Origin of the sequence: Streptomyces sp. ActVer, assembly GCF_027270795.1 — a bacterium.
Taxonomy (GTDB): Bacteria; Actinomycetota; Actinomycetes; order Streptomycetales; family Streptomycetaceae; genus Streptomyces; species Streptomyces umbrinus_A.
The window spans coordinates 1-12,645 of sequence record NZ_JAPWHT010000073.1; the positions used below are offsets into that span (position 1 = coordinate 1).

Below are 12,645 nucleotides of genomic sequence, written 5' to 3' on the forward strand. Positions count from 1 at the left end.
GCGCCCGCCCGAGCCCCTCGCCGAAACTGATCCGCGTGCCGGAGATCGTCGTCAGCTCGCCCAGTGGGAACAGGAGCGCGCCCACGATGAGCGCCGAGGTCGCCACCACGAGGGTCGCGATGAGGCAGAAGGCCAGCGTGGTCGCGTACTTGGTGATCAGCAGGCGGGTGCGACCGGCCGGGGCGACCAGCAGATAGCGCAGTGTCCCCGCGTTGGCCTCGCCCGCTATCGCGTCGCCCGCGACGACGCCGACCGCCATCGGCAGGAAGAACGGCAGTGTGGCGGCGAGTGCGGTGAAGACCAGGAACAGTCCGTTGTTGGTGATCTGCGCGATGAAGGCGGGCCCCTCGCCTCCGCCGCCTCCGGCCGACGAGCCGCCGCTCGTCTCGATCTTGACCGCGATCCCGACCAGCACCGGCACCGCGGCCAGCACGCCGAGCAGCGCGATCGTCCGCCACCGCCGGAGTGTGGTCCCCAGCTCGTTGCGCAGCAGGCCGAGGGTCCACAGCGGGGTCGGCGTCCGTGTGCCGGGGGCCGGCTTCGCGGCCTGGGCCGACGGTTCGGTGAGCTCAGCCCGCGACATCGAATCCCTCCCCCGTGAGCGCCACGAACGCGTCCTCCAGCGAGGCCCGTTCGACCCCGAAGCCCCGGACACGGACGCCCGCCGTCACCAGCGCCGCGTTCACCTCGGCGAGCTCGCGGTCCGGTGGCTCGGCGGTCACACGGTCCTCGGCGACCACGACATCACTCACGCCCTGTTCCTTCAGCACCCGGGCCGCGTCGCCCGGATCCGGTGTCGTCACGACGAGCCGGCCACGCGCGCCCGCCGCGAGATCGGCCACCGGCCCCTGGGTGATCAGCCGTCCCTGGGCCATCACCGCCACGTGCGTACAGACCTGCTCGATCTCGTCGAGCAGATGCGAGGAGAGGAAGACCGTGGTGCCGTCCGACGCCAACTCCCTCACCAGGGAACGGATCTCCCGCATCCCCTGCGGGTCGAGCCCATTGGTCGGCTCGTCCAGCACGAGCAGCCGGCGGGGCTGCAGCAGCGCCGCCGCGAGCCCGAGCCGCTGCTTCATCCCCAGGGAGTACGCCTTCGCCTTCTTGCCCGCGGCTGCCGTCAGCCCGACGCGGTCCAGCGCGGCCGCGACGCGCGTACGCCGGGTGCGCGGGTCGGCGGTCGGGTCGGCCGAGTCGTATCGCAGGAGGTTGTCGCGGCCGGAGAGGAAGCCGTAGAGAGCCGGTCCCTCGATGAGCGCGCCGACGTGCGGCAGGACGGCACTGGTGGCGCGCGGCATGGGCCGGCCCAGCACGCGCGCCGTGCCGGAGGTCGGCTCGATCAGGCCCATCAGCATTCTGATGGTGGTCGTCTTCCCGGAGCCGTTCGGCCCGAGGAAGCCGAAGACGCTGCCCGCCGGGACGGCCAGGTCGAGGCCGTCGACGGCGAGCTGTCCGCCGCGGTAGCGCTTGGTGAGGGCGCGGGTGGCGATCACGGTGTCACCCGTGTCCGCGATCGCTGCCGCGTCCGCCACCGTGTCACCGGCTTTCGCCGTGTGACCGGCCGCCGCGGTGTCGCCCGCGCCGGCCGTGCCGCGCTCACCCGCCATGTCACCGTCCGCGGTGGACAGTTCCGCCATCGACTCCCTCACTTCGCCTTTCCCACAGGGGACTACCGGGACCAGACCGCGTGCGCTACTTCGCCGCGTTGGCCGCCTTCACCAGCGCGTCCTTGGTGACCGCGCCCGCGTAGACCTTGCCGTCGTCCGTGATGAGCGCGTTGACCAGGCGGGTCGAGAAGACCGTGCCCGAGCCGAACTTGCCGGTCACCTGGTCGCCCAGCGAGTCGAGGAAGCGGCCCGCGTCACCCGCGCCGGAGGACTCCGACGGCATGCCCTCGCCGCCGGTGTCGAACTGGGCTATCGAGCTCCAGCCCTCACCGATGACGTTCAGGCCCTGGAACTCCTTGCCCAGGTCCTCGCCGCCCTTGGGCTGCGCCCGGTCCGCCTTGCCCTCGGCCTTCCCCTCGTCGCCCTCGGTGACCTTCGTGCCCTTGGGCGGGCTGAAGTCGAAGGTGGACGCGGCCGGCTTGGAGAAGTCGACCTTGGTGAAGCCCGCGTCGATGACGGCCGCGCCGCCGCTCGCCGGGGTCAGCGTGAACTTCAGCGGCAGACCGGTCTTCGAGTCCACCGCGATGGAGATCGCGCCGACCGTCGAACCGGACGCCTTGGGCTTGATCAGCAGCTTGTAGGCGTCGCGGCCCGCGACCTGCGCCGTGCCGTCGACCGTCACGGACGTCGTGTCGTCGGCCGCCTTCAGTGCCTCTTCGGCCAGCTCCTTGGGCGTGGCCGGCACGTCGTCGGCCTTGCCCTTCGTCCCCTTCTCGGCGGCGCCGGAGGAGTCCTTCATGTGGTACGCCTCGTTCGAAGCGCTGTCGTACGCCCACACCTCGTCGCCGTTGTGGATCACGCTGTACTCGGCGGCCTTGTCGAGCAGCGAGAGCTTCTGCTTGTCCTCGCCGTCGGACGCGACCCGCAACGTGTGCGTACCGGACGCCAGTTCAAGCAGCTTGGACGACGGGTCCGCGGAGGAACCCGAGTCGTCGCCGCCTCCGCCCATTCCGCCGCCGAGGCTGCTCTCCAGGCCGCCGAGGTTCGGCAGGCCGAGGTCCGTGCTGATCTTCACCGTGCCGGACAGCTGCTGTACGTCCGACGCGGCGATCTTCTCGATGAGCTGCTGGGCGGTGATGTCCGGCAGGTCCGGGTCGCCGGAACCGGCGAACGCCGGGACCAGCCCGATGGTCGCCGCTGCCACCCCCAGCACCGCGACGGGGACGACGTACCGAGCGGCTTTGCGTCGGCCGGTGCGCAGGTCCTCGTTCGTGTTGTCGTCGGATTCGTACGGTGCCATGTGTGCCCTACCTCCGTTGTCGGCGGCTGATGCACTCGTCCATCCCCGCCGCCATTGTCACCCGAACTCCTGTGAAGTGGTGTGTCCAATCTGACCAAATCGGCCGGCGGAAAGCGTCAGACCTCGGAGCCAACTCCGCGTACACCTGCGGTATGACATGGGTGGACGGCGGCTCCCCCGACCCGTAGGGGTCGCGCGGGGAAGACGCCGTCCGTGTATCTCGCCGGAGCCGGGTGAAACCCTTTCAGATCCGGGTGGATCACATCCCGACCCGGGTGGATGGCTTCCCGATCCGGCGGATCAGCCGGTGGTCAGCGGGCTGTTCACCGGTTCACGAACACGTAGTCCGCCCCGTACGGAACTCCCACGATCTTGCCCACCTTGCAGGAACCGGCCGGAGCGACCCCGCCCACGGTGTTCAGCCGCAGGATCTCCGCGGTGTCCGCGAGCAGCCCCCGGTGCTTGCCGGACTGCGTGGCCCTGAGGTCCAGTTCGGGGATGTTCTTGTCGCCGTTCGGGGTCTTCGAGATCAGCGCGCCGGTGACCGCGCTGCGGTCGGCCGCGATCCACTGCGGAGTACCCGAGTTGGGCTTCACGAACGAGTGCGCGATGGGACCGCCGAGCACGGCGGCCACGTCACGCTGGGCGAAGGACGTGGTGCCGTCGGCCGCCTTCTTGCACTCGTAGATCTGCTTGCCCTTGATGACGGACGCCTGGAAGTTGTTCAGCGCGTGCCGGAAGTCGAACTTCGTGGTGACCTTGTGGAGCTGGCCGCGGACGGCTCCGCCCGGGAACTCGGCGGTGTGCAGATTGGCGTAGAAGCTGCCCGGGTCGGACTTCAGCTGCCCGAGCAGGGCAGCGTCCTTGACCTTGACCGTGCCGGTGACCGTGCGGCCCTTGGCGTTGTCCAGCAGCTTGGTGAAGTCGACCTTGATACCGCCGTTGACACCCTTGGCGCCCTGGTGGATGTGGAGCAGGGTCGGCTTGCCGGTGCCGCGCCACTTGACGGCGACGGACACCTTGTCCCCCTTGACCTTGACGAACTCGAGCGCCGCGCCGTCCTTGTCACCGACGGCGGGGCCGCCCTGCACCGGCACCTCGTTGGCGCCGTTCAGGCTGGCGGCGAGGATGGTGCCGCCGCTGCCGCCGGCGAGAGCGCCGCTCTGCACCTCGATGGACTTGTCCCCGTGCCCCGAGTGGCCCGCGCCGGCACTCGCACTCGCGCTCGCGCCCTTGCCGGAGCTCCCGCTGTCGGCGAGCGCCGGGATGACGGCGGCGGCGACTCCGGCCGCGGTGGCCACCGCGACGCCGGTCATGACGAGCTTCTTACGACGCTGCGCGAACGTAACGATTGTCCCCATGATTCTTTTTTCTCCCCGTAGTTCCGCTGACGCCCCCTGCGTCAGCTTCTATGGGGGACTACGGACCGGATCCGAATTTGGACTCGTTCCAGGTATGTGACCTGAGTCACACATGAAGGGGGTCTTGAAAAAACGCCCGAGGGGATCTTTGGGAAACGGGGAAACGGGCAGGTCAGCCCGCCCGGTGGACCACCGCGTCGCACAGCTCCACCAGCGCCGCCTTCGCGTCGCACTCCGGGAGCGGCGCCAGCGTGGCGCGGGCGTCCTCCGCGTACCGCACGGTGTCGCGGCGGGCCTGGTCCAGGGCGGGGTGCACCCGCAGCCTGGCCAGCGCCTCGGCGTGCCGCGCGTCGTCGGACAGATCCGAGGCGAGCAGCTCCGACAGCGCGATGTCCTCGGCGAGCCCCAGCCGCTCCACGCGCTCGCGCAGCCGCAGCACGGGCATCGTCGGGATGCCCTCACGCAGGTCGGTGCCCGGCGTCTTGCCGGACTCACGCGTGTCGCTGGCGATGTCCAGCACGTCGTCGGCGAGCTGGAAGGCGACGCCGAGCCGCTCGCCGTACTGCGTCAGCACGTCGACGACCGTCTCGTCGGCGCCCGACATCATCGCGCCGAACCGTCCGGCCACGGCGATCAGCGAGCCGGTCTTGCCGCTGAGCACGTCCATGTAGTGGTCGATCGGGTCACGCCCGTCGCGCGGGCCCGCCGTCTCCAGGATCTGGCCGGTGACCAGCCTCTCGAACGCCTCCGCCTGGATGCGTACGGCCTCGGGGCCGAGGTCGGCCAGTATGTGCGAGGCCCGCGCGAAGAGGAAGTCGCCCGTGAGGACCGCGACCGAGTTGCCCCAGCGGCTGTTGGCGCTGGGCACTCCGCGGCGCACGTCCGCCTCGTCCATCACGTCGTCGTGGTACAGCGTGGCGAGGTGGGTCAGCTCGACGACCACGGCCGAGGGCACGACACCCGGCGCGTACGGGTCGCCGAACTGCGCCGCGAGCGTCACGAGCAGCGGCCGGAACCGCTTGCCGCCGGCGCGCACGAGGTGCTGCGCGGCCTCCGTGATGAACGGGACCTCACTCTTGGTGGCCTCGAGCAGTCCCTCCTCGACAGCCGCCAATCCGGCCTGGACATCGGCTTCGAGAGCCTGGTCCCGCACGCTCAGCCCGAACGGCCCGACGACGGTCACGAGGGTCTCCTGTCTGCTGACGCTCTCAACGGCGGTCTCTGGATGCTCTGAGTGTTCCGGGTGCTGCCGGTGTTGCGGATGCTGTGGGTGTTTGTCGATGTGTCGCTGCTGGCACTCAAGTCAGCGTATCCGGTCGCCTTTCGATCAGAGTGAGCGCCCGCCCGTCACCTGCCACCACCCTGCCTGACACGCTCCACCTGCCCCCTTTTGCCCCCTGCCGCCAGCCGGGCGGTATCCGATCACGGAAGGTATGTTCTTGATCTGCTGATACGACTGATACATCCGGTACAGGCGACACATCCGGTACGTCCTGAAAGCGAGCCGTTTTTCAGGAAGTGATCCTTCTTGTCCCGCGACACGATCGAGTCCGACCCTGATCCGGAGCCCGGCGGCCCGCCCTCGGACCCCGCCGACGACCACGCCTTCTTCGGCCAGCCCAGGGGCCTGCTCACCCTCTCGGGCCTGGAGGTCTGGGAGCGGTTCTCGTTCCTGGGGATGCAGGCGATCCTCGTCCTGTACTTCGCGGACACGGTGGCCCACGGCGGCATGGGCATGTCCGCCGGAACGGCCGCGTCCGTCTCGGCCGCGTACGGGACGCTGGTCTATCTGGTCTCGGTGGCCGGCGGCTGGCTGGCCGACCGCATCCTCGGCTCGTACCGGGCGGTCCTGTGGGGCGGCGTCCTGATCGCCTGCGGCCACTACGCGATGGCGGTGCCCACCGCGGCCATGACCTGGGCGGGACTCGGCCTGATCAGCGCGGGCACGGGCCTGCTGAAGCCGAACGTCGCCACCATGGTCGGCAAGCTCTACCGCACCGACGACGACCGCCGCGACGCCGGTTTCGCCGTGTACTACATGGCGATCAACATCGGCGCCTTCGCCGGCCCGCTGATCACCGGCTGGCTCGGCGACCACCAGGGCTGGCACTGGGGCTTCTCGGCGGCCGCGGTCGGTATGACCTTCGGTCTGATCCAGTACGTCGCGGGCCGCCGTCACCTGGCCGGGCGCAGGAACGCGGCCGAATTCGCGCTGCCGCCGGCGTCCATGCGCAGGACCGTCCGACTGATCGTCCTGGGGCTGCTGGTGGTGGCCGTCCTCGCGGTCCTGCCGGCCGCCGCCGGATGGCTGACCATGGGCCGGTTCGTGGACCTGCTGACCCTGATCTCGGTGATCGCGCCGGTGGTCTACTTCGCGGTGATGTTCAGGAGCCCCCGGGTGACCCCCGGGGAACGGGGCCGGCTGCGCCCGTACATCGTGCTGTTCCTGGCCTCCACGGTCTTCAACTTCATCCTCTTCCAGGCGTACTCGACGATGATGCTGCTGGCCGCGTCGAACGCCGAGACGACGATCCTCGGCTTCGACTTCCCCGCCAGTTGGTACGCCTCCGCCCTGGGCGCCTTCGAGGTGGCGCTCGCCCCGGTCGTGGCCACGCTGTGGGTCCGGATGGGGCACAGCCAGCCGCACGCCTCCAACAAGATCGCGTTCGGAGTGGTGCTGGGAGGCCTGTCCTTCCTCCTGATGGTGCTGCCGACCTCCGGCCACGACAACGGGGACCACCTGATGTCGGCCTGGTGGATCGTCGGCTCGTACTTCCTGCTGGGGCTCGGCGACGTCCTCCTGGAGACGTCCGGCATGTCGGCCACCACGAAGCTCGCCCCGCGCGCCTTCGCCAGCCAGACGATGTCCCTCTGGTTCCTCTCGCTGGCCCTCGCCAACGGCATCCAGGCCCAGACCGTGAAGCTCTACGACGACGTCTCCAAGCCCGCCTACTTCGGCGTCAACGGCGCGATCGCGGTCGCCGCCGGTCTGCTCGTGATCGCCGCCGCGCCCTGGCTGCGCCGCACGATGCACCCGGTCCACTGAGAGCCCACAGGCCCTGGAGGTCACCGCCATGCGCATCCGTACGTCCTTCCCCTACGAGACGACTCACGAGGACCTCCGCGTTCCCCTCCCGGACGGAACCAAGCTCTACGCGCGCGTGTGGCGCCCGCTCACCGACGAACCCGTACCGGCCCTGCTCGAATACCTGCCCTACCGCCTGACCGACTGGACGGCCCCGCGCGACTGGCAGCGCCACCCCTGGTACGCGGGGCACGGCTATGTCTCCGTACGCGTGGACATCCGGGGGCACGGGAACTCCGAGGGCATGCCCGGGGACGAGTACTCGGCGACGGAGCTGGCCGACGGGGTCGAGGTCGTCAACTGGCTCGCCGCCCAGCCCTGGTGCTCGGGCAAGGTCGGCATGTTCGGCATCTCCTGGGGCGGCTTCAACTCCCTCCAGATCGCGGCCCTCGCGCCCGAGCCGCTCAAGGCGGTCGTCACCGTCTGCTCGACGGACGACCGCTATGACAACGACGTGCACTACATGGGTGGTTCCGTGCTCGCCGTCGACATGCACGCGTGGGCGGCGACCATGCTCGCGTTCGTCTCCCGCCCGCCGGATCCGCTGTACGCGGGCGAGGTCTGGCACGACCTGTGGGTCAAACGACTGGAGACCGTCGATCCGTTCCTGCACACCTGGCTGGCGCACCAGACGAGGGACGACCACTGGCGCCGCGGCAGCGTGTGCGAGGACTACTCGGCGATCCGGGCGGCGGTCCTCGCGGTCGGCGGCCGGCACGACCCGTACCGGGACACGGTCCTGCGCCTGGTGGAACACCTCCCCGCGGACCGCGTACGGGGGATCGTCGGGCCGTGGTCGCACCAGTACCCCGACCGGGGGCTGCCGCCCGGCCCGGCGATCGGTTTCCTCCAGGAGACGCTGCGCTGGTGGGACCACTGGCTCAAGGACACGGAGACCGGGATCATGTCCGAGCCGCTCCTGCGCTCGTACGTCAGCGACTCCCACCCGCCCGCCACGGTGTACCCGACGCTGCCGGGCCGCTGGGTGGGCGATCCGGCCTGGCCCTCTCCCCTGGTGGCCCCGGTGACGTACGCCCTTCAGGGCGAGCCCGTGGTGGTGCGGTCCCCTCAGCACACGGGGGTGGACGCGGGCCGCTTCTTCCCCTTCGGCAACGACGCGGACCTGCCTCCCGACCAGCGGGACGAGGACGCGAGATCGGCGTGCTTCGACTTCGAGGTCCCGGAGGAGATCTGGGTACTGGGCCGCCCGCGCGTGCGCCTGAGGCTCACCATGGAGGCGACACGTGGACAAGTAGTGGCCCGAATCTGCGACGTGACCCCCGACGGCTCCTCGACCCTCGTCACCCGGGGCGTCCTGAACCTGTCAGCCCGTCACGGCCGCGACCAGGTGGTTCCGTGGAAACCGGGCTCTACGGAGGATGTGGTTTTCGACCTGAACGCGATCGGCCGCGCCTTCCCTCCGGGCCATCGCGTCCGTCTCGCCGTCTCCTCCGCGTACTGGCCGTGGATCTGGCCCCAGCCGGGTTCGGAGGCGGGCTTCACCCTCACCCCTTCGGGCAGCGCACTGGAACTCCCGCTCCGCGCACAGGAGTCGGACCCGTCCATCTCCTTCGAGGAGCCGGAGCAGGCGGAGCCCATGGGGGTCAACTTCCCCGCGACGCTGGACGAGCCGCGCCCCGAGCGTCTCGTCGTGCGCGATGTCGCCAAGGGCGAGTGGCGTCTGGAGGTGGACCCGGGCTACGGAGGCACCCGTGTGTATCCCGACGGCCTCGAATTCACCGAGGAGGCCCTGGACACGTACACGATCGTCGAGTCGGACCCGCTGTCGGCCCGCGCCCGCTCGGACTGGTTCGTCCGGCTGCACCGGCCGGACCTGCCGTGGGACGCGAGCGTCGAGGCGCACTCCGAAACCACCTGCGACGAGGCGGACTTCATCACCTCGAACGAGGTGATCTGCAAGGACGGTGACGAGGTGGTGTTCCACCGCACCTGGGAGAAAAGGATTCCGCGGACCGCGGGGTGAACTCGTACGCTCCCCGAATGACGGCGAAGGCGTACGTGGACCCCACGACCGCAAACGCGTATGTAGGGACCCCATGACCGCATACGCCTATGTGGGGCCCGAAGACATAAGGGAGGCCGTCCGGCCCGGCGGGGGCGGTGCCCGGATCCGGACCCCGGCCGACCTCGACGCCTTCCTGTCCGCCCGCCCCGCCGACGAACTCGACGAGCCGTTCACCTTCGTCGTCGACGCCTCCCTGACCCTGCTCCTGGCCCCGCGCCGCTCCGAGCACGTGGCCTGCGCGGACGGGAAACCGGTGTGCGCCGCCGGGGAGTTGGGCTTTGCGCGGACCTCGTCCGGCTGGGCGGTCACGTACGCCAGCAACCAGTCCACCGGCTACTGCCCCGACCCCGAGTCGTGGCGGTCGCTCGCGGCGGCCCTCACCCGCGCGGGCATCGACCGCACCGGCGCCCACACCGTCGGCTACACCCACCCGATCACCTACCGCCGCTGCCCGTCCTGCGCCGGGTGGAACTCCGTACAGGACGCCCATTTCGTATGTGCCCTCTGCGACGCCGATCTCCCGGCCGACCACCGCACCGGCCCGACGGACCTCGCGCTCCTCGCCGACGAGGAGGGCAACTCGGTCAGGATCACGGTCCTCGGCCGGCACCCGCGAATGGTGGCGGGCCTCGCGGCCGAGATCGTCGTGGAGACGCCTTTCGTCCGTGGCCGCCTCGAACTCGCTCTGTGGCGCCGCCGACTTGAGGCCTGGGGGCACGCCCTGGACGCCGCATTCGACCGCGGCGAGGACATCGCGTGGATGACGGTGGAGCGAGGACCGTCGATTTCCATTCGGCTCACGGGAGAACGGGATTGCCCCGAGGTGATCGTGGAGGACGACACGATTTCCATGGCCACGGTGTGCGTTCCCGTCGATCTTCCCCGGAACTGGATCGACAGCCACCGACAGAAACTGCGTGACGTACTGACTCTCTGGAACCCAGAAGGCTGACCCTCCGGGACCCTGAAGAGCAGTGAGAACGTTTCTGGACAAGTAGCCTCTTATGCCGACTGGGCGGACATCCAGGCTCCGCCCGACTTGCCCGTATTAGGCACCTAGCGCACCTAATTCCCCACCTGCGCACGTGAATTGGGTCACGTCCGCCCGGGACGGCCACTTTGCCGAGCCGGTCGATTCACCTTTGCTCAAGGCAAGTTGAACTTCACCTTCCGAATGGATCAAGAATTCCCATCTGCCCCGAACAGGCAAATGACATCTCCATGTGAATTCTGGGCTTGTTCACGGCATGTGCTCTCGCATACGTTCACGTCACTCCGGATGGACCGCCTAATCCTGCCGCCGCCCGGAGATCCCAACCACCCATTCACTCGCGTACGGCAGGAGCGGGGGACCCAGGTAGGCCGCCGGTCCGGATTCCGGAACGGCTCGGGGTGAAGCCGCGTGCAGCATGCGGCCGGGCAGCTCCCGCCCGAACCCGACAGCTCACCTCGCAGGCGTCGGAGAGGAAACGCGCCATGGCCGCACGAGGCAAGCACCGCCGCCCCAGAATGAACACCCTCACGCGTGGCATCGTCGCCGCGGGAACCGGCGGAGCCGCGCTCGCGCTCCCCATCGTGGGCGCGACCGGCGCCCAGGCCGCACAGCCGACGCAGGCCGCCCAGGCCGCACCGGCCGCGGTCCCGCAGGTCTCGCTCGTCACGTACAAGGTGGTCTCGGGCGACACCCTGACCAAGATCGCCAAGAAGCACTCCACGAGCGGCGGCTGGCAGAACCTGTACAAGGCCAACCGCGCGGTCATCGGCGACGACCCGGCGGTCATCCGCCCCGGCCTCAAGCTGACAGTCGGCACGAAAAACGCCCGAACCTCCGCAAAGACGGCCACTGCGACCAAGGCGTCCACCGCGTCCGCCGTCACCCCCGCCGCCGCGAAGACGTACACGAACGACCTCGACGGCTGGATCAGGGAGTCGCTGGACATCATGGCCCAGCAGGGCATCCCCGGGTCGTACGACGGCATCTACCGCAACATCATGCGCGAGTCGTCGGGCAACCCGCAGGCCATGAACAACTGGGACTCCAACGCCGCGGCCGGTACGCCGTCGAAGGGGCTCCTCCAGACCATCGACCCGACCTTCAACGCCTACCACGTGGCCGGCACCTCGATGGACCCCTTCGACCCGGTCGCCAACATCACGGCGGCATGCAACTACGCCGCCGCGAGGTACGGCTCGATCGACAACGTCTTCGGGGCCTACTGAGCGGGCCGGTATCGGGCCGACCGATGCCGGACGTACTGGTGCCGGACGTGCTGGTGCCGGGTGTGCCCGCGGCGAGGGAGACCGACCTCTCCGCGGGCCGCCCGGCTTTCTCCTGACGCAGAACCCTGACGCAGAACTAGGACCGCGGGCCGAAGAGCCGTTCCAGTACCACCGCGATGCCGTCCTCCTCGTTCGACAGGGTCACCTCGTCGGCCACCGCCCGGAGTTCGGGGTGGGCGTTGGCCATCGCGACGCCGTGGGCCGCCCAGTCGAACATCGGGATGTCGTTGGGCATGTCACCGAAAGCGATCGTCGTGGCGGGAGTGAGGCCGAGGTGTTCGGCCGCCAGGGCGAGACCCGTCGCCTTGGTCACGCCACATGGCTGGAGTTCGACTGTGCCGGGGCCGGACATCGTGACCGTGGCGAGGGAACCGACCGCTCCGCGGGCCGCGGACGCCAACTCGTCGTCGGACAGCAGGGGATGGCGCAGCAGCACCTTGCTGATGGGTTCCGTCCAGAGGTCGTCGCGGCGCAGGACACGTACCGCGGGGAGCGTCGGGTGCGGCATCTCGTACCCCGGCTCGATGAGCGTGAGTCCGTCGACACCGTCCTGGTCGACCGCGGCGTACACGTCCCCGACCTCCGCCTCGATCTTGCCGAGCGCCGTCTCGGCCAGCTCGCGGTCGAGGGTGACCGACCAGACCATGCGCTCGGCGCCGGCGTCGTACAACTGCGCTCCCTGACCGCACACCGCCAGTCCCTGGCTGCCCAGTTCGTCCAGCAGGGGGCGTACGCGCGGTGCCGGGCGCCCCGTCACCACAAGGTGCCTGGCACCTCTCCCGATTGCCATCGCCAGCGCGGCGCGTGACCTGTCCGAAAGAGTGTCGTCGCCTCGCAACAACGTCCCGTCCAGGTCAGTGGCGATGAGTGAATATGCAATCGGTGCGGCCATGATCAGAGAATACGGATCGAACGCCCCAACGACTCGACGGGAACCGGACGTCGTCCGGTATCTCGTCAGGCACAGGGGTCGTCACAGGCACCAT

10 protein-coding genes and 1 riboswitch are annotated in these 12,645 nt (G+C 69.6%); of the genes, 4 read left to right on the forward strand and 6 right to left on the reverse strand.

Features of this window, described 5'->3' with window-relative positions; all coding sequences use genetic code 11:
• The 5 genes from O3Q52_RS14785 to O3Q52_RS14805 all read right to left on the reverse strand — a co-directional run.
• A partial coding sequence (locus O3Q52_RS14785) for an ABC transporter permease (RefSeq protein ID WP_269649244.1) occupies nucleotides 1-583 on the reverse strand: 583 nt, incomplete at its 3' end.
• Entirely contained in the window at nucleotides 570-1,637 is a 1,068-nt protein-coding gene (locus O3Q52_RS14790; protein ID WP_269649245.1) for an ABC transporter ATP-binding protein, read from the reverse strand. The genes O3Q52_RS14785 and O3Q52_RS14790, both read right to left, overlap by 14 nt.
• Before the next feature lie 55 nt (nucleotides 1,638-1,692).
• Complete coding sequence (locus tag O3Q52_RS14795; RefSeq protein WP_269649246.1) at nucleotides 1,693-2,907, reverse strand: sigma-E factor regulatory protein RseB domain-containing protein; 1,215 nt, start codon at nucleotides 2,905-2,907, stop codon at nucleotides 1,693-1,695.
• 323 nt (nucleotides 2,908-3,230) lie between these two features.
• A complete protein-coding gene (locus tag O3Q52_RS14800; protein WP_269649247.1) occupies nucleotides 3,231-4,268 on the reverse strand; it encodes a CHRD domain-containing protein in 1,038 nt (345 codons plus the stop codon).
• A gap of 172 nt (nucleotides 4,269-4,440) precedes the next feature.
• Nucleotides 4,441-5,451: a polyprenyl synthetase family protein gene (locus tag O3Q52_RS14805; RefSeq protein ID WP_190231051.1), complete on the reverse strand. Its 1,011-nt coding sequence runs from the start codon at nucleotides 5,449-5,451 to the stop codon at nucleotides 4,441-4,443.
• Nucleotides 5,452-5,796: 345 nt separating this feature from the next.
• On the opposite strand from O3Q52_RS14805, the gene O3Q52_RS14810 reads away from it, so the two are divergent.
• The 4 genes from O3Q52_RS14810 (at nucleotide 5,797) to O3Q52_RS14825 (ending at nucleotide 11,599) form a co-directional block, all read left to right on the forward strand.
• A complete protein-coding gene (locus tag O3Q52_RS14810) occupies nucleotides 5,797-7,314 on the forward strand; it encodes a peptide MFS transporter (RefSeq protein ID WP_269649248.1) in 1,518 nt (505 codons plus the stop codon).
• A gap of 28 nt (nucleotides 7,315-7,342) precedes the next feature.
• Entirely contained in the window at nucleotides 7,343-9,337 is a 1,995-nt protein-coding gene (locus O3Q52_RS14815; protein WP_269649249.1) for a CocE/NonD family hydrolase, read from the forward strand.
• Nucleotides 9,338-9,410: 73 nt separating this feature from the next.
• Nucleotides 9,411-10,331 (forward strand): DUF5959 family protein, encoded by a 921-nt coding sequence (locus tag O3Q52_RS14820; RefSeq protein ID WP_269649250.1) that lies wholly within the window; start codon nucleotides 9,411-9,413, stop codon nucleotides 10,329-10,331.
• 356 nt (nucleotides 10,332-10,687) lie between these two features.
• Nucleotides 10,688-10,852, forward strand: a riboswitch (cyclic di-AMP (ydaO/yuaA leader).
• Nucleotides 10,853-10,855: 3 nt separating this feature from the next.
• Nucleotides 10,856-11,599 (forward strand): LysM peptidoglycan-binding domain-containing protein, encoded by a 744-nt coding sequence (locus O3Q52_RS14825; protein ID WP_269649251.1) that lies wholly within the window; start codon nucleotides 10,856-10,858, stop codon nucleotides 11,597-11,599.
• Nucleotides 11,600-11,735: 136 nt separating this feature from the next.
• On the opposite strand, the gene O3Q52_RS14830 is transcribed toward O3Q52_RS14825, so the two are convergent.
• Nucleotides 11,736-12,551 (reverse strand): HAD family hydrolase, encoded by an 816-nt coding sequence (locus O3Q52_RS14830; protein WP_269649252.1) that lies wholly within the window; start codon nucleotides 12,549-12,551, stop codon nucleotides 11,736-11,738.
• Nucleotides 12,552-12,645 lie beyond the last annotated feature (94 nt).

Bases quoted from the DNA above. Each gene is read 5' to 3' on its own strand.
- O3Q52_RS14815 (WP_269649249.1), top strand. From the start codon at position 7,343: ATGCGCATCCGTACGTCCTTCCCCTACGAGACGACTCACGAGGACCTC.
- O3Q52_RS14800 (WP_269649247.1), bottom strand. From the start codon at position 4,268: ATGGGGACAATCGTTACGTTCGCGCAGCGTCGTAAGAAGCTCGTCATG.
- O3Q52_RS14795 (WP_269649246.1), bottom strand. From the start codon at position 2,907: ATGGCACCGTACGAATCCGACGACAACACGAACGAGGACCTGCGCACC.
- O3Q52_RS14820 (WP_269649250.1), top strand. From the start codon at position 9,411: ATGACCGCATACGCCTATGTGGGGCCCGAAGACATAAGGGAGGCCGTC.
- O3Q52_RS14790 (WP_269649245.1), bottom strand. From the start codon at position 1,637: ATGGCGGAACTGTCCACCGCGGACGGTGACATGGCGGGTGAGCGCGGC.
- O3Q52_RS14830 (WP_269649252.1), bottom strand. From the start codon at position 12,551: ATGGCCGCACCGATTGCATATTCACTCATCGCCACTGACCTGGACGGG.
- O3Q52_RS14825 (WP_269649251.1), top strand. From the start codon at position 10,856: ATGGCCGCACGAGGCAAGCACCGCCGCCCCAGAATGAACACCCTCACG.